Genomic DNA, 19,463 nt, shown 5'->3' with positions numbered 1-19,463 from the left:
ATAACCATATAGGTAAAAAGCGGTTGACATTGTCACGCTGTTTAGGTACATATCAGGAACATCGAGAAATTGTGATTCGGGCCTTGCGGCTCTGAGGCATGCCGGCCCAATCGGGCTGAATCTGTTTCAGAGCAACGGCCCTTTTTAATGCCCGCGCCATTGGCGATCCGGGCATGAGGATAGATATGGCTGAAACAAATGAAGACCCAAATAACTACCCTGATCCCCGCGCTGACCATAAGGCGGCAAAGCGGCAAGCCTTTCTGGAGCATCTGGCGATCACCTCCAGCATCAAGGAATCGGCGGCGGTCGCCGGTATCGCCAATGGCACATTATATTTCTGGAGAGAGCGTATCCCCGATTTTGGCGCGGCCTGGTTAAAGGCGCTGGCGGCAGGTTATGAGCTGCTGGAAATGGAGATGCTCGAACGCGCCCGGCAGGGCGTTGAGCGCAAGATCTATTATCATGGCAAACATGTTGGCACCGTGCGCGACTATGATCACAAGACAGCGTTGCAACTTCTGCGTCTGCATAAGGAAACGGTGGCGCTGGTTCGCGCTGCACAGGCCGAAGTGGCGGCTGAAGCGGAGCCGGTGCGCGACACGCTGGATGAGAAGCTGAAAAAGATCAACGTGCGCCTGCGCGCCTTTCAGGCCGAAAAACGGCGTAAAAAAGCGGCCGCACGAATGCTTGATCCGGACAAAAGCAACGGTGCAGTTCATGGATCGTGATCTACTAAAGGCAGCCGAAATTGGCGCACTGGAGGACGACGACCGTGCGCTTTACCTCGGCCTGATGGACCGGGAAACCTGCCAGCAATATGAGGCCAGCTGGCACTATTGGGCGCGCAACGAACAATTACCACCTGCTGGCGACTGGACCGTGTGGATGATTATGGCCGGGCGCGGTTTTGGCAAGACCCGTGCCGGTGCGGAATGGGTCCGTGAAATTGCAGAGAGTGACGGCAGCGCGCGCTTTGCTCTGGTTGGTGCGAATCTTGGCGAGGCGCGGATGGTAATGGTTGAGGGAGAGAGCGGCCTATTGTCGATCGCTCCAACGAAAAACCGCCCGCTTTGGGAGCCGTCGTTAAAGCGACTGCGCTGGTCAAATGGTGCCGAGGCTTATCTCTATTCGGCGGCGGAGCCGGAAGGCCTGCGCGGGCCACAGCATAGTCATTCATGGTGCGACGAGATTGCCAAATGGACCAACAATGCCGGGCAGGCGCAAGCGGCCTGGGATAATCTGAAAATGGGTTTGCGGCTTGGCGACGCGCCCAAAATTACTGCGACGACGACGCCAAGGCCGGTACCGCTGGTGCGGGCGCTGGTCAAGGACAGCGGTACTGTGACTACGCGCGGCAGTACTGAGGACAATGTCGCAAATCTGCCCTCGGCATTCATCCAGGTGATGGAGGCTGACTATGGCGGCACGCGATTGGGGCGGCAGGAGCTGAATGGCGAACTGATCGAGGAGTTGGAAGGCGCTTTGTGGACGCGGGCGATGCTGGAGGAATGCCGGGTGCGGCAAGATGAAGAAACTCCGGACCATCGCCAAATTCGTCATGCTGAACTTGATTCAGCATCCAGAGTGTCAAGCAGAGAGGTCTGTGATCATCGTGAGGGTGACGTGAGCTACACTGGATCCCGGATCAAGTCCGGGATGACGGAGGGGATGACGACAGACTGGACGAGAATAGTCATTGGCGTCGATCCACCCGCCTCCAGCAGCGGAGATGCCTGCGGGATCATTGTTGCTGCCCTGCGTACAGATAATAAAGCCGTCATTCTCGCCGACCAAAGCGTCGAGAAGGCCAGTCCCGAAACATGGGCAAGAGCAGTAGCAGATGCGGCCCGAAACTGGGGTGCTGACCGTGTGATTGCTGAAGCCAATCAGGGCGGAGAGATGGTCAAATCAGTCTTGCAAGCTGCGGATATCTCTTTGCCGATCCGGCTCGTACGCGCCTCACGCGGCAAGGTCGCCCGGGCTGAACCGGTTGCGGCACTCTATGAAGCGGGGCGGGTGCTCCATATGGGTGCGTTTTCTCGCTTGGAGGACGAGTTGTGTGGGTTGTTGGTCGGTGGCGGTTATGATGGACCGGGCCGCTCACCTGATCGCGCTGACGCGCTGGTCTATGCGTTGACGGAATTGATGCTGCTGCGGCGGCGAGAACCGCGGGTGCGGGTTTAGGAAGTGAAGGATTGTTTATTGGAGTTCAGGCGCCCGGCGCCTGAGGTAAAAAAAGCAACTATACAAAAATACAAAGGAACAACCATGAGCATTTGGGACAGTCTGGCCCTCGCCTTCAAGGGCGGGGGTGAACGAACACGGCCGCCTTTGGGGCGCAGTTATATCGGCTCCTATGGAGGCGCTTTCTTTTCGGGAGAAGCGCCCTTTTCATATGAGGGACGTGTGCGCGAAGCCTATGTCGAAAATGCGGTGGCTCAGCGCGCGGTGCGGATTGTTGCTGAAGGGGTTGGTGGTGCGCCGCTCTCTCCGATGGACGATACGCTCGCGATGCTTGTCAATGCGACCAGCGCCGGCCAGTCTCTTCTCGAAACCGTTGCCGCGCATCTGTTGCTGCATGGTAATGCCTATGTGCAGGTGATGTGCGGAATCGACGAGCAGCCTGCTGAGCTGTTTGCTCTGCGGCCCGATCGGATCACGATCGAGCCGGATGAAAAGGGCTGGCCGATTGCCTATGTCTATCGCGCAGGCGAGCACCAGACCCGCATTGCCGCACTGGATGACAGGGGGCGGCCTGCGATTATTCATATCAAGGCTTTTCACCCGACCGATGATCATTATGGCCTTGGCTGTCTCGGTGCAGCGGCAAAGGCAGTGGCGGTGCACAATGCGGCGGCGCAGTGGAACAGGGCCTTGCTCGAGAATGCGGCGCGGCCATCAGGAGCGCTGGTCTTTGATCCCGGACCGGATGGATCGGCGCTGACGTCGGATCAGTTTGATCGGCTCAAGGCCGAGATGGAGGCGAGCTTTGCCGGGTCCGGAAATGCCGGAAAGCCGATGCTGCTCGAAGGCGGCTTGAAATGGGAACGCATGAGCATGACCCCTGCGGACATGGATTTTGTGGCTTTGAAAGCGGCCGCGGCAAGAGAAATCGCGCTGGCCTTTGGTGTGCCGCCCATGCTCCTCGGGCTGCCCGGCGACAATAGTTATGCCAATTACCGTGAAGCCAATCGGGCGCTGTGGCGGCTGACGATATTACCGCTGGCTGGGAAGATTCTGGACGGTCTGTCTGCAGCGTTAGGGGATTGGTTTGAAGATATGTCACTGGCCGTGGACCGCGATCAAATACCCGCACTGTCGGAGGATCGCGAACGATTGTGGCAGCAAGTGAGCGAAGCGGATTTCCTGGCACCCGAAGAGAAACGGGCAATGTTGGGGATCGAGTAGTCTGTTTAGTTATGTGGGTTTTTATTCACCTCAAGCGCCGGGCGCGGGCATCCGCCCGCTTGGCTATCGCGCCATAAGGCGCGGCGGCCGGTCGGCCTTGCCTCACTACGTTCGGACGACGAACTAAAGGATCATGCTCTCAAAGTCGCGCTGAACCGACGCGAAGCGGAGGCAAGCGCGACTGCGCGCCCGAGCTTATGCGAGGAAAGCCAAGCGGGCGGATGCCCGCGCCCGGCGCTTGAGGTTCAACAAAATCCCCGCGCCCGGCGCCTGAGGTCTAACAAAAAAGGAATCACAGAATGCAAAACGAAGAAATGCTCGCTCGCCTGGTGGCGCAGGCGGAAGGCGATGGCGCTGACCTGATCACGCTCCGCGCGATTGTCGAGGAAGCGACCGACAGCGGTGCGGAGCGCGTGCTCGACCGGCTCGGTTTGGCCGATCACAAGGCACCGGATGATCTTGACGAGCTACGCGAATTGCTCCGCGCCTGGCGCGATGCCAAGGCGAGTGCATGGAAAGCGGCGATTACGTGGGTTATTCGCGCTATGCTGGCGCTGCTTCTGATCGGTATCGCCATGCGGTTCGGGTTCGGAAGCCTGATTACGTGAGCGCCATCCGCTTTGCTGGCTATGCCGCTATCTTTAATCGTATCGACAAAGGCGGGGACATTATTCGGCCGGGTGCCTTTGGGTCACTGGCTGACGGGCTGTCGCTGCCCCTGCTCTGGCAGCACCGACAGGAGAACCGCATCGGCAGCATCAGCTATGCCCGCGAAGATCAGCGTGGCCTGCGCGTCATCGGAACCCTGTCGACCGCGACACGGGTCGGGCGAGAGGTCGCGGCAATGTTGGCGGGCAGGACGGTTGAAGGTCTTAGCTTTGGTTATCGTGTGGAGCAATCGGCTGGACGACGACCGCGGATCCTGCACCATCTCGATGTTGCCGAAATCTCGCTTGTTACCTGCCCAATGCAGCCGCTGGCGCAGGTGCACCTCATCATGTGCTGAGGACAAACTCAATTACTTACCAGAAAGGAATATCATGGACTTTTCCAATACCCCCCTTGAAACAAAAGCAGAGCCGCTGGAGGCCTCGTTTGACGCCATTTTGCAGGCGGAAGAAAACGGCAATCACGACAATAACGACAATAACGGAAAGGCGATTACCGATCTGCGCAGCGATATCGACGGTCTGAAAAGCCAGATGTCAGAGATCTCCAAGGCATCGGCGCGACCTGCTTTGGCCGCGAATGAGGACGGTGCGAAGGGCATGATGTCTTCCAACGCCGCTCGCGATTTCACAGCAAAATATCTCCGCCGGGGCGATCATAGCGGGGTTGAGCTCAAAAGCTTTTCCGGCGCATCCGGCCCCGAAGGTGGTTTTGCCGTGCCACAGGAAATTGATGCGCTGATCGGCCGAACGCTGAAGGACATTTCGCCCATTCGAGCGATTGCGACGGTGGTGCAGACTGGCAGCGCGGGATATCGCAAGCTCGTCACCGATGGTGGCACCCCTTCCGGTTGGGTTAGCGAAACCGCTGGACGGCCAGAAACCGACACACCCAATTTCAACGAAATCGCACCGCCGACCGGAGAGCTTTATGCCAATCCAGCGGCGTCGCAGGCGATGCTGGATGACGCGGCCTTTGATGTTGAGGCGTGGCTCGCGGATGAAATTGCTCGCGAATTTGCGCAGGCGGAGGGGGCAGCATTTGTTGGCGGCTCCGGGGTTAATCAGCCGCGCGGTTTCCTCAATGCGCCAGTGACCGAGGAGCTAGATGATGCTCGCGCCTTCGGGACGCTGCAATATATTCCATCGGGTGCGGCTGGTGACTTTGCCGGAAGCGATGGCGAGGATGCGCTTGTTGATCTGGTTCACGCGTTGAAACCGGCGTACCGGCAAGGCGCGAGCTTTGTGATGAACAGCGCGACCTTGGCTCAGATCCGCAAGTTCAAAACCGCCGATGGCGCGTTCCTGTGGCAGGCGTCACTGGCTTCGGGTCAGCCGGATATGCTACTCGGCTATCCAGTGGTTGAGGCAGAAGATATGCCGGATGTGGCGGCCGACAGCCTGTCGATCGCTTTCGGCAATTTCCGCGCGGGCTATCTCATCGCGGAGCGCAGCGCGACCAGCATCTTACGCGATCCGTTCACCAACAAACCCTTTGTCCATTTCTACGCGACCAAGCGCGTCGGTGGGCAGTTGATGAACAGCGAAGCGATCAAGCTGATGCAATTCAGCGCGACCTAGCTACTCCCCACAGTTGTGCCCAGGCGCGACGATACGCGCCCCTGTCCGGGGTCTTCTCCTACCCCGGCACGGGCGCCCCTTATCCTGTTAGAAAGGACACCCCACCCGTGAGTTTTCCTCCTGATGACATGCTTCCTGTACCGATAGAGTTGATCGATGAAGTTAGAGGTTTTCTGCGCCTCGATCATGTCGAAGATGATGAGGCGATTGCCCAGCTATTGCGCAGCGCCGCGCGTCTATGCGAAAATTTTATTGGTCAGAGACTGATTGCCCGCTCGGTTTGCGACCGGATGCCAGTGCGAACGGAATGGCAGAAACTGAAAAAGCAACCGGTGCAGGCGATCACGCTGGTCGAAGCTGTCGGGCCTGATGGCGCGCTGACATCTTTGCCATTGAATGATTATGCCCTTGATATCGACAGTGATGGCGTTGGCTGGGTCAAATTGCTTCCCGCCAACATGGTCGCGCGCATTGCCGTCACTTATGACGCTGGCCTGGCCACAGACTGGGCGCATGTGCCCACCACATTGCGCCAGGGTGTCGTTCGGCTGGCTGGCTATCTCTATACGCACCGTGACCGCATGGATGCTGGCGGCCCTCCAAGCGCGGTGACCGCCCTTTGGCGACCTCATCGCCGGATGCGTGTGGCATGAGCGGGTCCAGAACTGACGGGTCGGAATTTAGCGGTTTGCTGCGTGAACTGATTCACATTGAACGGCAGTCTTCTGAGCGCGATGCCGCCGGATCAGCGATAGATCAAAACGATCCCATTGGCGATTTCCGGGCGTCGGCAGAACCGTTGGGTTCCGGTGATGAAGTGGTTGCTGGCAGCCGCTCCGCGTTGCCGCGCTGGCGCTTCACCTTGCGCCAGACCAATGCCATTCGACCCGGTGACATGCTGACCTGGAGTGACCGCGAGATGGTTGTCCAGTCGGTCGCCGCCGATCACCGGTTCATTCCAAGAACCTTCCTGCAAGCCGAGGAGAAACGGGTGTGAAGAAGTTGAAACACAAAGCCGAGAAAGCAGCAAGCGCAGCGACGCAAAAGATCAAGACAGATATCAAAATGGCGCTTGTCGAAGAACTGTCAAACAATCTGTCCATAGAAGAAACGAACGACGGCGTGGCGATTTCGGGTTCCGGTCTCGGCTCAGAGATTGTCTGCAATCATGGTCTGCGCGACGTCGCTTTTCTGATGCGCGGTGTCCGGTGACGGGCGCTGTCGAAATCGTGCAGCAAAGCCTGATCGCGGCGCTGAACGCGCATGTGCCTTTGATGGCGGAAGTTGATGCTATTTATGATGGCCCTCCACCTCGGGCGCGCTTTCCGTATATTGCGCTCACAACCGGCGCCGCGCTGGACTGGAGCTTTAAGGGTGGAGTGGGTCGTGAGCTTAGTCTGGCACTAACCATCCATGACGACGGGCTAAGCGCTGCGCGCCTCCACCAGATAATGGCTCTGGTGGAGGAGGCTCTGGAAGACCGTCTGGCCGATCCGGAAGGCTGGCAGATAGTGACATTTGATTTCCGCCGCTCGCGGGTCTTGCGCAATGCCGTAAGCCCATGGAGCGGTCTGATCGAATATCGCGCGCGGGTTTTGAAAGGGGTTCAGATTTAACCTCAAGCGCCGGGCGCGGGCATCCGCCTGCTTGGCTTTCCTCGCATAAGCTCGGGCGCGCAGTCGCGCTTGCCTCCACTTCGCGTCGGTCTGGTGACAGACTTGAGTAGACAAACCTAAAGATCATCGTCCGAGCGAAGCGAGGCAAGGCCAACCGGCCGCCGCGCCTTATGGCGCGATAGCCAAGCAGGCGGATGCCCGCGCCCGGCGCTTGAGGAAATAATAAAAAATCCACCAACACAAACAAAAAGGAACCAAATCATGGCAGCAGAAAAAGGGAGCGCTTTTCTCCTGAGAATTGGCGATGGGGCGGACCCGATAGGCTATTCCACCATCGCCGGTCTGCGGACCACGCAATTGTCGGTCAATGGCGAACCGGTGACGATTACCAATAAGGACAGCGGTGGCTGGCGCGAGCTTTTGTCCGGCGCAGGGATACGGTCCGTATCGGTATCAGGCGCCGGTGTGTTTACGGGCTCGGATGCCGAATTGCGTATGAAAAACCACGCGCTGGAAGGAATGATCGACGCTTATGAGCTGAGCTTTGAAGGCGGCGACAGCATGCGCGGTAATTTCCTCGTCACCCGGCTGGATTACAGCGGTGATTATAATGGCGAGCGCAGCTACACGCTGAACCTCGAAAGCTCTGGTGCGGTGTCCCATGTCTGATCGCGCCAATTCGCTCCGCGGCGAAGCGGAATTGATGATCAATGGCCAGCGGCTGGTTCTGCGGCCCAGCTTTGCAGCTCTAGTCGCAGCGGAAGAGGAACTGGGGTCGTTATTTGATCTGGTTGAAAGGGCCGCGAATGGCCGGCTCATGCTGGCGGAAATCGCGGGCCTATTCTGGCACGTGATCAAGGACCGTTCGGAGGATCTGACTCGAGAGCATTTCGGTGAAGCAATGCTGCTGCTGGGCCTAACCGGCGTCACGCCTCCGTTGAAGATTCTGCTCAAACAGATATTGCAAGGACGGTAGGTGCTGCATGACCAAAGACTTCCGCGCCTCGGCAGCTCATTGTGCTGGGATTGTCCCCACAGTCCTTGGGTGGACGCCGGACCAATATTGGAGCGCGACACCCGCTGAATTGACCGCAATCCTGTATGTAGTTTCCGCCGCATCTCCGGGCAGTCAGACCGCTGAGCCGCTCAGCCGAACCCAACTCGAAAAGCTGAAAGAAACCTTTAGTTATGGATGAAGAAATCGAACGCCTTGTCATTGCTGTGCGGGCCGATACCGCCGGATTTGCGAAAGATGTGGCTGCCATGAGCCGCCAGCTTGATGGTCCGCTTGCCAGCGGTATGGAGCGCGCCGGCTCTGCTCTCGAAACCAGTTTGAGCCGGGCCATCCGGAGCGGATCGCTGGGTTTTGAAGGCTTGAAAGACGTAGCTCTGTCGGTCTTGGCGGATATTGCCAATGCAGCAATCAATAGCGGTATCGGCAACCTGTTTGGTGCCAATTCCAGTGGCGGCTCCGGCGGGGGCTTGCTGGGGATCGGGACTTCAATCCTCGGCGCTGCGGTTGGTGCACCGGGACGAGCGACTGGCGGACCGGTGACCGGTGGCCATGCTTATTTGGTCGGGGAGCAGGGGCCAGAGCTTTTTGTGCCGACTGCAGCGGGCCGGATAGAGCGCAGTGGCGGAATGGCCGCCGCGCCGAATATCCAGCTCACCATCAATATATCAGACAACGGGCAAGGCAGCGCGCCCGACCAGATACGTCGTTCCGGTCGTCAGGTGGCGCGCGCAGTGCGCAATGCGCTAGCCCATCGGGACGGATAAGCCATGGGTTTTTGGCTAGCGAAGGAGCGCACAGCGCAACAGACCAATTTTATCCAGCGCTTTGATCCGCGTTTCTGGACCGTCAATTTTCCGCGCCCAATGATGGCGTCGGTTGTGACGACCGCAGCGGATGCGCTGCGGGTTGATACGACCTTTTATAATTCGGACGATCTCGCAGGGCTGATCTGGGAGAGCGAGGATATACTCGACCACCCGTTACTGGCTTATGAGACAAGCCGCGATTATGCCCGGCTCAGCCTGCGTTTTCACTGGCGCTCATCCGGGATCATGCCACTAGATCAGGTGAACGGGCCAACCTTGACCATTGAGGGTCGCGATGCGCTGGGTCAGGCAAAGGCGTGGTACGTGCGGCTTTGGAACTATGCCAGCGGTACACCGACCGACGCTGATATCAATCTGGAATTTTCCAGCCTTGATGGCGGATTTCTGCTGCCCGGGGAAGCTGATCCGGTGCAGCCCGAAGATATTGACCGGCTGTTTATCTCGATTATTCCGCCAGACTATGATGGTGCGGGTTCACGCTATGCCGCGCCGCAAATTGGCTGGGTGGAGATGAGCGCCATCACCGCCGATGGTGGTGGCGCGGTGCTCGAAATTGGCGACATTATGGTGCCGGAAAATGGCCTATCGATGGCTACCGGCTATGATGATAGTTTTAACCAGACACCCGAACGCTTGCTGCGTTCGATCCGTGCACTCGGCTATCGCGGATCGATCAATCACTATGTCGGCATGAGCCACTATTTCCGGCTCGAATCAAATGGTGAAGATCTATATGTTAGCCAGTCCGAGCCGCAGGCAGATGAAGAATTTTCCACAATCAATCAGCCCTGTGCGGTCTGGCATCGCGATTTTGTCACCCGTGCGGAGGCGATGGATTTCACGGTCATTTTCTCGCTTTCCTACGAATTGTTTGATGTCCATTGCCGGGCGAGCTGGAAACAGCGCGCCGAAAATGGTGATCCGGCGCTGACCGGCTGGGTCCCACCTTCGACTTTGCTGTCGCCAGCCGAGCCAGCCGCCATGGGCTATTTGCAGGCTGTCGCGCGGGCATTCACCGCGATTGCACGGGACGCTGGAGCGTCGATTAAGTTTCAGGTCGGTGAGCCATGGTGGTGGGTCATGCCGGATGACGGGCGGATTTGTCTTTATGATGCGGCGGCACAATCGGAATTTGGCGATGCGCTGGTCAGCATCCCGGACATTCGCGGTGCGAAAACGGTAGCTCAGAATGCGATGCTGGACCAGGCCGGAGCGATTCTGGCGCAGTCTACGGCAGACCTTATAGCAGCGGTTCGAGACGAAGCGCTTGGCGCTCCGGTTGAAGCACTATTGCTCGCCTATCTGCCAACCATTTTGGACGATGCCGCACCCGAAGCAAAGCGCGCCAACCTGCCTGTTGGCTGGGCCAGTCCGGCTTTCGATATTCTGCAGCTTGAGGATTATGACTGGGTGATTGCGGGCGATCAGTCCGCGACCCGGCGCGGCATTGATCTGGCTACGGAGCGGCTCGGCTATCCGATGACGCAGCAGCATTATCTTGCCGGCTTTGTGCTCACCGCCGACGCCGGTTTTGTCTGGACCAATATGGTTGATGCAGTTGCCGCCGCAGAGATGCGGGGCACACCGGGGATCTTTATCTGGGCGCTGCCGCAAGTGGCGCGCGATGGATTTACCTATTTTCAGGAACTGGAGGATGATGTGAACGCCTTTGATGACGTGCAATTTCCGCTTTCGATCGGACGCGGCGCAACGGTTTCTCCGCGCTTTTCAACTGATGTTGTGACGACCCTCTCCGGCCATGAAAAGCGCAATAGCGACTGGGCTGATGCGCGGCTGGAATTTGATGCCGGGCCGGGTATACGCTCCGAAGAAGAATTGCGCAGTTTGATCGCCTTTTTTCGTGCCCGGCGTGGCGCAGCGAAAGCGTTTCGGTTTAGCGACCCCTATGATCATAGCAGCAATGCCATGATCGATCCGCCGACAATGATGGATCAGAATATCGGCATTGGTGATGGCGAACAGACTCGGTTTCAACTGACCAAAAGCTATGGCTTGGACGCCGCCGCCGAGGACAGCGAGGCGCAGCAGCGTCTGATCACCCGACCGCAACCGTCATCTCTGCTCGTTGCTGTTGATGGCTTGATCGCCAGCAACTGGTCGCTTGGCATGTTGGGCGAAGTGGTTTTTGACAGTCCGCCAGCGGCAAATAGCAATGTTACCGCCGGTTTCCTGTTCGACGTGCCTGTCCGCTTTGCCGAGGATCGACTGGAGGTTAGCGCCCGCACATTCATGGCTGGTGAGATTCCGGATATCCATCTGATCGAAGTGCGGGAAGGATCATGAGTCTGGCATGGCTGGATCAGCCGCTGACAACCAGCTGCTATGCGTGGCGGCTCGAGCGGGCAGATGGTGTCACCATCGGATTTGTGTCCCATGACCAAGATCTGATGATCGACCACGTGCGCTACCGCGCAGCGCCCGGAATGGTGCCCTCGACTATTGCGCTGTCCGACAGTCTGCAGTTGGACAGCGTCGATATCGAAGGCGTGATGACCAGCGCGGCGATTGCCGAACCAGACTTGATCGCGGGCCGCTGGAACGGCGCGCAGCTGCACATATATCTGGTCAACTGGGAAAGCCCGGAGGACGAACCGCTTCATCTTATCAGTGGCGAATTTGGTGAGATTACGAGATCCGGTGACGCTTTTAGAGTGGAGGTGCTTGGCGGGACTTCTTGTCTCGATGAAGCGATTGCGCCGTTGACTTCACCAACTTGCCGCGCCCGATTGGGTGACCGCGCCTGCAAGATCAGTCTTGCTGAGCATCAGGCCGAGATGACGCTTACTCAGATAACAGAGCCGCGGCTGGAATTTGCTGATCTTCAAGGGCTGGCCGCCGACTATATCTTCGGCGAATTGCGTTGGTTGAGCGGTGAAAATTGCGGGCTGCGATTTGCTATTATCAGCGGTGACGGCGACGCGATCCGGTTGGCTGATCAACCAACCCGGCCTGTGTTTGTTGGCGATAAAGCACTGCTTACAAGCGGCTGCGACAAGAATTTTGTCACCTGCCGGGACCGCTTTCAAAACAGTATCAATTTTCGCGGCGAGCCTTACTTGCCTGGTAATGACCTGCTCACGCGCTACCCCGGAGCATAATGATGACATCTGATGACCTGGAAACAGACCGTTCGGCGATGATCGCCGAGGTGGCGTTGGAATTATGTGGCACCAAATTCCGACTCCACGGACGGAATGCTGAGCATGGACTTGACTGTGTAGGGCTGGCTGCCCGGTGTTTAAGTGCCACGGATTTGGTCTGCGATGTGCCCAACGGATATTCCATACGCGGTGGGTCTGCCGAGCAAATCTCGGAGGTGATGATTCTCGCCGGGTTTTTGGCTCTTCCGTCTGGTGAACCGCTACGGGAGGGCGATATTGCATTGGTCCGACCAAGTCCGGTGCAATGGCATCTGATGGTCAGAACCCACTGTGGCTTCGTTCACGCTCATGCCGGCCTCGGCAAAGTGGTGCTTACCCCCGGTGAGGCGCAATGGCCGATTGAAACAGTCTTTAGAATTGGGGAATATTAGATGGCGACCTTGGTTTTGACAGCCGTCGGCACCGCCGTGGGTGGGCCGATAGGCGGAGCTCTCGGTGCTGTGTTAGGGCAGCAGATCGACCAGAATATCCTATTCAAACCCAGCGGACGGGAAGGTCACCGGCTGCAGGAACTGGCCGTGCAAACTTCCAGCTATGGTACGCAAATCCCGCGCATCTACGGCACAATGCGGGTCGCCGGGACAGTGATCTGGGCGACCGATCTGAAGGAAACCCGCGAATCAAGTGGCGGCGGCAAGGGGCGTCCGAGCAGTGCCACTTACAGCTACTCCGCCAGTCTCGCGGTTGCGCTCTCGAGCCGGAATATCAGTGAAATCGGCCGTATCTGGGCCGATGGAAAAATCTTTCGCGGCAGCGCTGGTGATTTCAAAACCGAAGCCGGATTTCGCTTTTTTCAGGGACATGAGGATCAGGCCGTCGATGGATTAATGGCCAGCGCCGAAGCCAACGGCGGAACTCCAGCCCATCGCGGGATCGCGCTAGCAGTCTTTGAGGATATGGATCTGACAGACTATGGCAATCGCATTCCCTCCCTGACCTTTGAGGTTATTGCCGACGATGGCTCGGTCAGTCTGGGCAAGATTATCAACGATATTTCAGGCGATAAGATCACAGCATCTATCGATGAGCAACTTCATGGCTTCGCTGCCGCCGGTGAAGATCGACGGGAGGCGGTGACCATAATTAGCGATAGTTTCTCATTATCCTTTCCTTCCGTTTCAGGTGCGCTATGCGCGAAATCACGGCAGCCTGAAATTGATACGGAGATAGTGTCACTGCGCGGTTTGATCGTGTCGAACCACAATGGCCGCCCGGTCGAGCGACCGGAAACAATCACGGTTTCCGAAGCAAAAATCCCACGGCAACATGCGCTGCGCTATTATGAACCTGAGCGTGACTATCAATCAGGCCTGCAAAATGCGTTTCGCCCGGGGACTAGCCGAGCGATCCTCAATCAGGATTTCCCCGCCGCGCTGGCTTCAACGCAAGCAAAAAATATCGCTCAAAAGAGATTATGGTCGCTCTATCAGGAGCGCAGCAGCACGCAGCTGCATGTTTTATGCGCGTCGCCTTCCCTGAAACCCGGTACGTTTGTCAGTTGGAATGATAGCGGTGATATCTGGCTGGTGCGAAACTGGGAGCTGAACAGAGGCAACATCAGTCTTGTTTTGTCAAAAGCAGGAGATGTTTTACCAAACGTGGACGGCCCAACAGACAATGGTCGTCCGGTGCAGGAGCTTGACGCGTTGGCAGGCATGACGAGATTGGCGTTGGTTGATCTGCCATTTGCTCTTGATGCACCGATGCAGGTTTCTGATGTTCCCAGACTATATGCCGCTGCTACGGGTGACTTGGGCTGGCGAAATGCGGAGCTATTGGCAGGTGATACAGAGGACGTGACCTTTGATCCCATCGGTCAGGTAACAGCGCCAGCTAGAATAGGCACTGCTTTGGAACCGCTGAACAGCAGTGGTCTGCATATCATTGACCGACAGAACGAATTGCTGGTGCAGATGCATAATCGCAATATGCATTTAGACCATGCGGATCAGGGACGACTTTTGATTGGGCAAAATATCGCGTCTATTGGCCAAGAGATTATCCAATTTGGATCTGCTGAACCAATTGGCGATAACCGTTATATCTTGTCTCACCTTTATCGAGGACTGGGCGGGACAGAGAGGGAAATCGATCGGCATGGTGCAAATGAAGATTTCATACTGTTAAGCGGCGCTGACCTGGCAGAAATTGATCCGCGATATTTTACCCCTTTTCTACCCGTAACCATATCTGCGCTCGGTAGAGACGATCAATTCCCTGTGCCGATGTCGATTCAGGAGCCGGGCCGTGCGCTGAAACCTTGGTCCCCCGTGCATCCAAGACATTATTTTGGTCAGGACGGTGATCTCCATATCTCGTGGGTAAGGCGATCCCGCGCTGGTTTGTTATGGCCAGATAGTATCGAAATACCTCTGGCTGAAGAAGCCGAGAAATATCGATTCAGTATCAACGGTCAAACCATTGCGGAGCCTTCAGATCCAGAGGTGATTCTCTCTGCAACACAGGTTCAATCCTACCGAGATTTGGATGTGTCATTTTTGGCGCTGGAGGTTCGGCAAATCGGCCAACATAATATCTCGGACCCATTGCTGTTCGTTATCGAGATATAGCACTCCTGAACGGAGGCTTCTTCATCGCTCTTCCCCCTATCACGCAAAGGAATAAATATGTCAGCATTTGAAACTCCGCGCTTTCAACTACCCTTACTTGCAGTTGGGCAGGCGCATAAAGAGCTATATCATAATGATGCTTTGATATTACTTGATTTTTTGTCCCACCCCGTCGTTCACGCCATCGCTAACGATCCGCAATTATTGGTTCCTGAGCCGGGTGATTGTTGGTTGATCGGACTTGATGCTGTCGCAGAATGGGAGGGGAGGTCCAATCAAATCGCGGGTTGGTCTTCAGCCGGTTGGCACTTCATTAACCCACAGGAATCAATGCGAATTATTGTCGCAAGCGATCAAGTTACCACAATGTACATCGCGGGAGCTTGGTCTTCTGCAGCGTCCATAGAAGAACCAACAGGCGGCATGACAATCGACTCAGAAGCGCGAGCTGCGATTGATTCGATTCTGGAAACGCTAAGAACAATGAAAATTTTACCTCAAATCAACTAGATTTGTTCTTATTTTGTCAGCAATTCGACCTACTTGCAGCACCTTAGATGCGATTTTTTAGGTTAAATCACGAAAATGGCGACATTTTCGCAACAGTTACGCAATTTGTCGGCTTGCACTGCCACAGGGGACGGGTTACAAAGCGCCGTGAATTCAGAACCTAAATGAGAAGGGGAATATAAATGCGGAAGCTTGCCATAGGATTGGCGCTTGCCTCCACGGCGCTCGCTTCACCTGCCCTGGCCCGTGATGGCCAATGGTATGTGGGCGTAGAAGGCGGCGCGATGCTGGTTGAAGATATTTCAGCAGATATCGGTACAAATGAGAACGCAGCAGAGGTTGATCACGACACGGGTTATGACTTCGACGGTATTGTCGGTTATGATTTCGGTGGTTTCCGTCTGGAAACAGAAGTGGCTTATAAATCAGCTGCCGCTGAACGACTTCAAATTGGTGCACCAGGTATTCCATCCACTGCCGGTGGCGGCGGTGCGTTTGCCGGCGTTACAGACATTAACGGTGAAGTTAATGCGTTGAGCTTCATGCTGAACGGTTTGCTTGACTTTGGCGACGATGACGGCATCCAAGGCTTTGTCGGCGGCGGTGTTGGTGTAGCTCGTACAGAGGTTACCAATATTTTCGCTGGTCCTTATCTTGATGATTCGGACACAGGTTTCGCTTGGCAGGCAATTGCGGGTATCCGCGCGCCATTGAGCGATAGCTGGGACGTAGGGATTAAATATCGTTTCTTCAATGCCGACAATATTGATCTTGTCGACCAGGTAGGCAACGATGTCAGCACCCGTCTGCGGACTCATTCTGTCCTGGGTAGCTTGATCTACAACTTTGGTGGCGAGCCAGATGCTCCACCACCACCACCGCCTCCACCACCACCACCACCGCCTCCACCACCACCGCCGCCTCCACCGGCTGCTGTGTGTGCACCTGGACCGTACATCGTGTTCTTTGACTGGGATCAGTCAGACATTACACCAGAAGCGGCTACAGTTCTGGACAATGCGGTTACTGCATATGGTGATTGTGGTTCGGCTCAGGTTATGTTGGCGGGTCACGCTGATAAATCTGGTTCAGCGAGCTATAACGTTGGTCTGTCCCAACGTCGTAACGCTTCGGTTCGGGCTTATCTCGAATCACGCGGCATCGGCGGCGGAGCGATCTCCAGCGAAGCCTTTGGTGAATCGCGTCCTCGCGTAGAAACCGCAGATGGCGTTCGTGAGCCACAGAACCGGCGTGTTGAAGTTATGTATGGTCCTGGTTCAGGTAACTAATAACTTCCAATATCGATTTAGTGAAAAGGGCTGGTCTTCGGACCGGCCCTTTTTTTGTCCATCGCGAATGGTGGTAAGTTACGGCTACAGTTACCGAAATCATGGTTGGAAACGAAGTCTGCACGATTTGGAGGGTCTGCCTGACTGCGACTCCGGGTTCAGGACAACCGCATCTAGGACCCTACCCGCGTCACAATTAGCTGGTGATTGACCGGTGAATCCTGATCATCAGATTTAGTATGCGGATTATTGACACTTCAGAGCGATTGATGGATTTATCAATGCTGACCGTCGATGCCTCTAAAACCAGATTGTCTCGCTCAACTCACGAGACTTTCAAACAAGCGTAGACCGTCAGTTCCGCCATGTTTGCTGTCAATTGCTCGTTCCGGATGCGGCATCATTCCCAGAACGTTTCCATTTGCGTTCAAAACACCGGCAATATCGCGCGCCGATCCATTGATACTAGCGGCATATCGGAAAGCAACGCGGTCTTCTTCCTCAAGACGATCCAACGTTGCGTCATCGGCAAAATAATTTCCATCATGATGGGCTACTGGAATGCTGATCGATTCGTCTTTCGCATAGGCAGATGTGAACATGGAACTGGCATGGTCGACTGTAAGGGCCGCATCCTTGCATATAAACTCGATCTTCTCATTGCGCATCAGCGCGCCGGGCAAGAGTCCGATTTCTGTCAATATCTGAAAACCATTGCAGATACCCAGCACTTTGACCCCTTTGTTGGCGGCTTGTACAACCGAATCAATGATGTTGGATCGCGAGGCCATCGCTCCAGAACGAAGATAATCGCCATAGGAAAATCCGCCTGGGATCGCGACAATATCCAAATTGTCCGGTAGATCACTATCACCGTGCCAGACCATATGTGGCTTTTTTCCCGTGACGGTTTCCAATGCAACAGCCATATCGCGGTCGCAATTGGATCCAGGGAAGACGAGAACAGCGGAATTCATTCTCAGGCTTCTTCTGTTGTCTTGGTAGCCAGCTTTTCGATCTCGAAATTTTCGATCACGGTGTTGGCCAGCAACTTCTCGCACATTTTTTCAATATCGGCATCTACCATGTTATCATCGACATCCAGCTCGATCAGCTTGCCTGCACGCACATCATTCACACCCTTGAAATCTAGGCTTTCAAGAGCGTTGTGAATAGCTTTTCCTTGGGGGTCGAGGACACCGTTTTTCAGTGTCACATAAATTCTGATCTTCATGGAACTCGCTCTTCAATGACCGTGATAAGGTTTTATTGCCTATAGCGTGGTCACTGAAAGGAGCAAGAGGTGGTTACCAGATAGAGAGATAGAATAGCGCTGGTTTTGGGTTTTCGGTCAGAAAAATTTCGCGAATTTGAAATTCACCCTATGGCGATTCATACGATACAAGTCGTAGTTACTGTCCACTCGCGAATAATTATAGTCAATCGATGGTGAGAACCCGAGCACTTTAATCTGCCGACTGCCAATGTAAGCGCGCGCAAAACTGCGCCAGTCTTTCCGCTTGTCCGTTGAATAGAATATCAAAGGTTCGTCAAAAGTAGATCGGCTGACGCTTCCCGAGATGCCGGCGTTCAGCCCTAGAGGCAATTCACCACCAATGCCAAGATTCAAACCGTAGTTGCTGCTGGAATAGCCGTCCGAATTGAGCAGATCCCTCCGGGCAAAAACGCTTGCGGATGCGATCAGTGTTTTTCCGATCAAATGTTCGTAGGTTGCATTGGCGCCCAACTGCCAACCGCTGAAGCTGTCGCTGAGTTTCGAATCTGTGCGCCGGCCATCGAGTTCTATACCAACCCGTTGTCCTTGACTTAGGGCTGTCTGGAACCCCAGGCGCGCACCATATTCGCGGGTAGCCAATCTGCCACCAAACCAGCGTTGCTGGCCTACTGCCTGTACAGAAACACTTGCATAACGCGCGATCCTGAATTCCGGACCGACGGCAATTTGCCCGACTATATCATCAGCGGCTTTGCCCTGATAGTTTATCACTTTGCTATCAGCGTCGAACAGGAAAGCGAGCTTATCGCTGGCTTTCAACCGCACACCACCAGAGAAGCCGGCAATTTGTCCAATCCCGGATTTTCGCCGTGCACTCTCGTCCAGTTCCAGTTCTCCGCGTGCATCGCCGAGAACAGGGAAAATGGCACCAAAGTTGACATCGATGGTTTCGGCATTGGTGGCACCATTGATGTTTGTATCGGGTGCAAAACCAAAATCAAAACTGAAGCGCCAGACCCGTTGATCTCTCAGAATACTGCGAGTGTTACGGATGGTGCGGGCAATTTCATCGGGAAGATTTTCATCATTTTGCGCGAGACGAAAATGATAATCTGCGCTGGCTTCTTTGCCGCTTAACAAATAGGTGCGTGCCAATTCCAAACGGATCCGCGTTTGACCGGGATTTTCATCTAGGATCGATCGAAACGTCTTGATCGCTTTTTTCAGGTCCCCAGTTTCAACCGCAATATAGCCAGCAAGAAACTGCTGCTGCATCCTCAGATCAGGGACTTGCCCCAAAGCTTCTACCAGAGGCAGAGCCCGGTCATATTTCTTAGCTCGCACCAAGGCTTCTGCCTTGGCCAGCAATTGTGCTGGCGTGATCTGAAACTGGCAGTTGCCTGCTGTGTTGCATTTGGGTGTTGGCGAAATGGCAGCTGTTTCAGCAGCTCCTTCGCCGCCGTCATCTGCGGCTGCGGCTGGAGCTATCGGTAAAAGAGCTGCAATTCCCCCGCCGACAAGCAGAATTTTTGCGGCAGTGACCGGCAATTTCATGTC

23 protein-coding genes are annotated in these 19,463 nt (G+C 55.6%); 20 read left to right on the top strand and 3 right to left on the bottom strand.

Annotation, left to right across the window (positions count from 1 at the left end; all coding sequences use genetic code 11):
* The first annotated feature begins 185 nt into the window (after positions 1 to 185).
* From DG177_RS08930 to DG177_RS08835, 20 genes are all read left to right on the top strand, one after another.
* Positions 186 to 731, top strand: coding sequence for a hypothetical protein (locus DG177_RS08930; RefSeq protein WP_108811157.1), 546 nt, complete (start codon positions 186 to 188; stop codon positions 729 to 731).
* The gene (locus DG177_RS08925) at positions 721 to 2,187 is read left to right on the top strand and encodes a phage terminase large subunit family protein (protein WP_108811156.1); all 1,467 of its coding nucleotides are present in this window, start codon (positions 721 to 723) and stop codon (positions 2,185 to 2,187) included. Before DG177_RS08930 ends, DG177_RS08925 begins: the two co-directional genes overlap by 11 nt.
* 84 nt (positions 2,188 to 2,271) lie before the next feature.
* Positions 2,272 to 3,411, top strand: coding sequence for a phage portal protein (locus DG177_RS08920; protein ID WP_108811155.1), 1,140 nt, complete (start codon positions 2,272 to 2,274; stop codon positions 3,409 to 3,411).
* Positions 3,412 to 3,710: 299 nt separating this feature from the next.
* Positions 3,711 to 4,019 (top strand): DUF6127 family protein, encoded by a 309-nt coding sequence (locus tag DG177_RS08915; protein WP_108811154.1) that lies wholly within the window; start codon positions 3,711 to 3,713, stop codon positions 4,017 to 4,019.
* A complete protein-coding gene (locus DG177_RS08910; protein WP_337658670.1) occupies positions 4,016 to 4,417 on the top strand; it encodes an HK97 family phage prohead protease in 402 nt (133 codons plus the stop codon). Before DG177_RS08915 ends, DG177_RS08910 begins: the two co-directional genes overlap by 4 nt.
* Before the next feature lie 34 nt (positions 4,418 to 4,451).
* A complete protein-coding gene (locus DG177_RS08905) occupies positions 4,452 to 5,660 on the top strand; it encodes a phage major capsid protein (RefSeq protein ID WP_108811152.1) in 1,209 nt (402 codons plus the stop codon).
* 107 nt (positions 5,661 to 5,767) lie between these two features.
* A complete protein-coding gene (locus DG177_RS08900) occupies positions 5,768 to 6,313 on the top strand; it encodes a head-tail connector protein (RefSeq protein WP_337658669.1) in 546 nt (181 codons plus the stop codon).
* Complete coding sequence (locus DG177_RS08895) at positions 6,310 to 6,657, top strand: phage head completion protein (protein ID WP_108811150.1); 348 nt, start codon at positions 6,310 to 6,312, stop codon at positions 6,655 to 6,657. Before DG177_RS08900 ends, DG177_RS08895 begins: the two co-directional genes overlap by 4 nt.
* Positions 6,654 to 6,872 carry a hypothetical protein gene (locus DG177_RS08890; RefSeq protein WP_108811149.1) on the top strand — a complete coding sequence of 73 codons (219 nt, stop codon included), beginning with the start codon at positions 6,654 to 6,656 and terminating at the stop codon, positions 6,870 to 6,872. The genes DG177_RS08895 and DG177_RS08890 overlap by 4 nt, the downstream gene beginning before the upstream one ends.
* The gene (locus tag DG177_RS08885) at positions 6,869 to 7,276 is read left to right on the top strand and encodes a DUF3168 domain-containing protein (protein WP_337658668.1); all 408 of its coding nucleotides are present in this window, start codon (positions 6,869 to 6,871) and stop codon (positions 7,274 to 7,276) included. The genes DG177_RS08890 and DG177_RS08885 overlap by 4 nt, the downstream gene beginning before the upstream one ends.
* A gap of 261 nt (positions 7,277 to 7,537) precedes the next feature.
* Positions 7,538 to 7,945 carry a phage tail tube protein gene (locus DG177_RS08880; RefSeq protein WP_108811148.1) on the top strand — a complete coding sequence of 136 codons (408 nt, stop codon included), beginning with the start codon at positions 7,538 to 7,540 and terminating at the stop codon, positions 7,943 to 7,945.
* Positions 7,938 to 8,252: a GTA-gp10 family protein gene (locus DG177_RS08875; RefSeq protein WP_108811147.1), complete on the top strand. Its 315-nt coding sequence runs from the start codon at positions 7,938 to 7,940 to the stop codon at positions 8,250 to 8,252. The genes DG177_RS08880 and DG177_RS08875 overlap by 8 nt, the downstream gene beginning before the upstream one ends.
* A 7-nt stretch (positions 8,253 to 8,259) precedes the next feature.
* Positions 8,260 to 8,472 (top strand): phage tail assembly chaperone, encoded by a 213-nt coding sequence (locus DG177_RS08870; protein ID WP_108811146.1) that lies wholly within the window; start codon positions 8,260 to 8,262, stop codon positions 8,470 to 8,472.
* A complete protein-coding gene (locus DG177_RS08865) occupies positions 8,465 to 9,055 on the top strand; it encodes a tail tape measure protein (protein WP_108811145.1) in 591 nt (196 codons plus the stop codon). The genes DG177_RS08870 and DG177_RS08865 overlap by 8 nt, the downstream gene beginning before the upstream one ends.
* Before the next feature lie 3 nt (positions 9,056 to 9,058).
* Positions 9,059 to 11,422: a phage distal tail protein, Rcc01695 family gene (locus DG177_RS08860; protein WP_108811144.1), complete on the top strand. Its 2,364-nt coding sequence runs from the start codon at positions 9,059 to 9,061 to the stop codon at positions 11,420 to 11,422.
* Positions 11,419 to 12,237, top strand: a complete 819-nt coding sequence (locus DG177_RS08855) for a baseplate hub domain-containing protein (protein WP_108811143.1) — start codon at positions 11,419 to 11,421, stop codon at positions 12,235 to 12,237. Before DG177_RS08860 ends, DG177_RS08855 begins: the two co-directional genes overlap by 4 nt.
* Positions 12,237 to 12,671: a peptidoglycan endopeptidase gene (locus DG177_RS08850; RefSeq protein WP_337658666.1), complete on the top strand. Its 435-nt coding sequence runs from the start codon at positions 12,237 to 12,239 to the stop codon at positions 12,669 to 12,671. The genes DG177_RS08855 and DG177_RS08850 overlap by 1 nt, the downstream gene beginning before the upstream one ends.
* The gene (locus tag DG177_RS08845) at positions 12,672 to 14,870 is read left to right on the top strand and encodes a GTA baseplate fiber-binding domain-containing protein (RefSeq protein ID WP_108811142.1); all 2,199 of its coding nucleotides are present in this window, start codon (positions 12,672 to 12,674) and stop codon (positions 14,868 to 14,870) included.
* 57 nt (positions 14,871 to 14,927) lie between these two features.
* Positions 14,928 to 15,380, top strand: coding sequence for a DUF2793 domain-containing protein (locus DG177_RS08840; RefSeq protein ID WP_108811141.1), 453 nt, complete (start codon positions 14,928 to 14,930; stop codon positions 15,378 to 15,380).
* A 182-nt stretch (positions 15,381 to 15,562) separates the two neighbouring features.
* Positions 15,563 to 16,669 (top strand): OmpA family protein, encoded by a 1,107-nt coding sequence (locus DG177_RS08835; RefSeq protein WP_108811140.1) that lies wholly within the window; start codon positions 15,563 to 15,565, stop codon positions 16,667 to 16,669.
* 320 nt (positions 16,670 to 16,989) lie between these two features.
* Here DG177_RS08835 and purQ read toward each other — a convergent pair whose 3' ends face one another.
* The 3 genes from purQ to DG177_RS08820 all read right to left on the bottom strand — a co-directional run bounded on the left by purQ (position 16,990) and on the right by DG177_RS08820 (position 19,460).
* Positions 16,990 to 17,646: a phosphoribosylformylglycinamidine synthase subunit PurQ gene (purQ, locus tag DG177_RS08830; RefSeq protein ID WP_108811139.1), complete on the bottom strand. Its 657-nt coding sequence runs from the start codon at positions 17,644 to 17,646 to the stop codon at positions 16,990 to 16,992.
* A gap of 2 nt (positions 17,647 to 17,648) precedes the next feature.
* Complete coding sequence (gene purS, locus DG177_RS08825) at positions 17,649 to 17,903, bottom strand: phosphoribosylformylglycinamidine synthase subunit PurS (RefSeq protein WP_108811138.1); 255 nt, start codon at positions 17,901 to 17,903, stop codon at positions 17,649 to 17,651.
* 117 nt (positions 17,904 to 18,020) lie between these two features.
* Positions 18,021 to 19,460 (bottom strand): surface lipoprotein assembly modifier, encoded by a 1,440-nt coding sequence (locus tag DG177_RS08820; protein ID WP_108811137.1) that lies wholly within the window; start codon positions 19,458 to 19,460, stop codon positions 18,021 to 18,023.
* Positions 19,461 to 19,463: the final 3 nt, after the last annotated feature.

The organism is Sphingorhabdus sp. Alg231-15 (genome assembly GCF_900149705.1).
Classification (GTDB): Bacteria; Pseudomonadota; Alphaproteobacteria; order Sphingomonadales; family Sphingomonadaceae; genus Parasphingorhabdus.
This window is presented reverse-complemented; position numbering and strand designations above follow the sequence as displayed.

Excerpts from the sequence above, each read along its gene's own strand:
- DG177_RS08930 (WP_108811157.1), top strand. The coding sequence starts at position 186 with ATGGCTGAAACAAATGAAGACCCAAATAACTACCCTGATCCCCGCGCT.
- DG177_RS08925 (WP_108811156.1), top strand. The coding sequence starts at position 721 with ATGGATCGTGATCTACTAAAGGCAGCCGAAATTGGCGCACTGGAGGAC.
- DG177_RS08920 (WP_108811155.1), top strand. The coding sequence starts at position 2,272 with ATGAGCATTTGGGACAGTCTGGCCCTCGCCTTCAAGGGCGGGGGTGAA.
- DG177_RS08915 (WP_108811154.1), top strand. The coding sequence starts at position 3,711 with ATGCAAAACGAAGAAATGCTCGCTCGCCTGGTGGCGCAGGCGGAAGGC.
- DG177_RS08905 (WP_108811152.1), top strand. The coding sequence starts at position 4,452 with ATGGACTTTTCCAATACCCCCCTTGAAACAAAAGCAGAGCCGCTGGAG.
- DG177_RS08895 (WP_108811150.1), top strand. The coding sequence starts at position 6,310 with ATGAGCGGGTCCAGAACTGACGGGTCGGAATTTAGCGGTTTGCTGCGT.
- DG177_RS08880 (WP_108811148.1), top strand. The coding sequence starts at position 7,538 with ATGGCAGCAGAAAAAGGGAGCGCTTTTCTCCTGAGAATTGGCGATGGG.
- DG177_RS08875 (WP_108811147.1), top strand. The coding sequence starts at position 7,938 with ATGTCTGATCGCGCCAATTCGCTCCGCGGCGAAGCGGAATTGATGATC.
- DG177_RS08870 (WP_108811146.1), top strand. The coding sequence starts at position 8,260 with ATGACCAAAGACTTCCGCGCCTCGGCAGCTCATTGTGCTGGGATTGTC.
- DG177_RS08865 (WP_108811145.1), top strand. The coding sequence starts at position 8,465 with ATGGATGAAGAAATCGAACGCCTTGTCATTGCTGTGCGGGCCGATACC.
- DG177_RS08860 (WP_108811144.1), top strand. The coding sequence starts at position 9,059 with ATGGGTTTTTGGCTAGCGAAGGAGCGCACAGCGCAACAGACCAATTTT.
- DG177_RS08855 (WP_108811143.1), top strand. The coding sequence starts at position 11,419 with ATGAGTCTGGCATGGCTGGATCAGCCGCTGACAACCAGCTGCTATGCG.
- DG177_RS08850 (WP_337658666.1), top strand. The coding sequence starts at position 12,237 with ATGATGACATCTGATGACCTGGAAACAGACCGTTCGGCGATGATCGCC.
- DG177_RS08845 (WP_108811142.1), top strand. The coding sequence starts at position 12,672 with ATGGCGACCTTGGTTTTGACAGCCGTCGGCACCGCCGTGGGTGGGCCG.
- DG177_RS08840 (WP_108811141.1), top strand. The coding sequence starts at position 14,928 with ATGTCAGCATTTGAAACTCCGCGCTTTCAACTACCCTTACTTGCAGTT.
- DG177_RS08835 (WP_108811140.1), top strand. The coding sequence starts at position 15,563 with ATGCGGAAGCTTGCCATAGGATTGGCGCTTGCCTCCACGGCGCTCGCT.
- purQ (WP_108811139.1), bottom strand. The coding sequence starts at position 17,646 with ATGAATTCCGCTGTTCTCGTCTTCCCTGGATCCAATTGCGACCGCGAT.
- purS (WP_108811138.1), bottom strand. The coding sequence starts at position 17,903 with ATGAAGATCAGAATTTATGTGACACTGAAAAACGGTGTCCTCGACCCC.
- DG177_RS08820 (WP_108811137.1), bottom strand. The coding sequence starts at position 19,460 with ATGAAATTGCCGGTCACTGCCGCAAAAATTCTGCTTGTCGGCGGGGGA.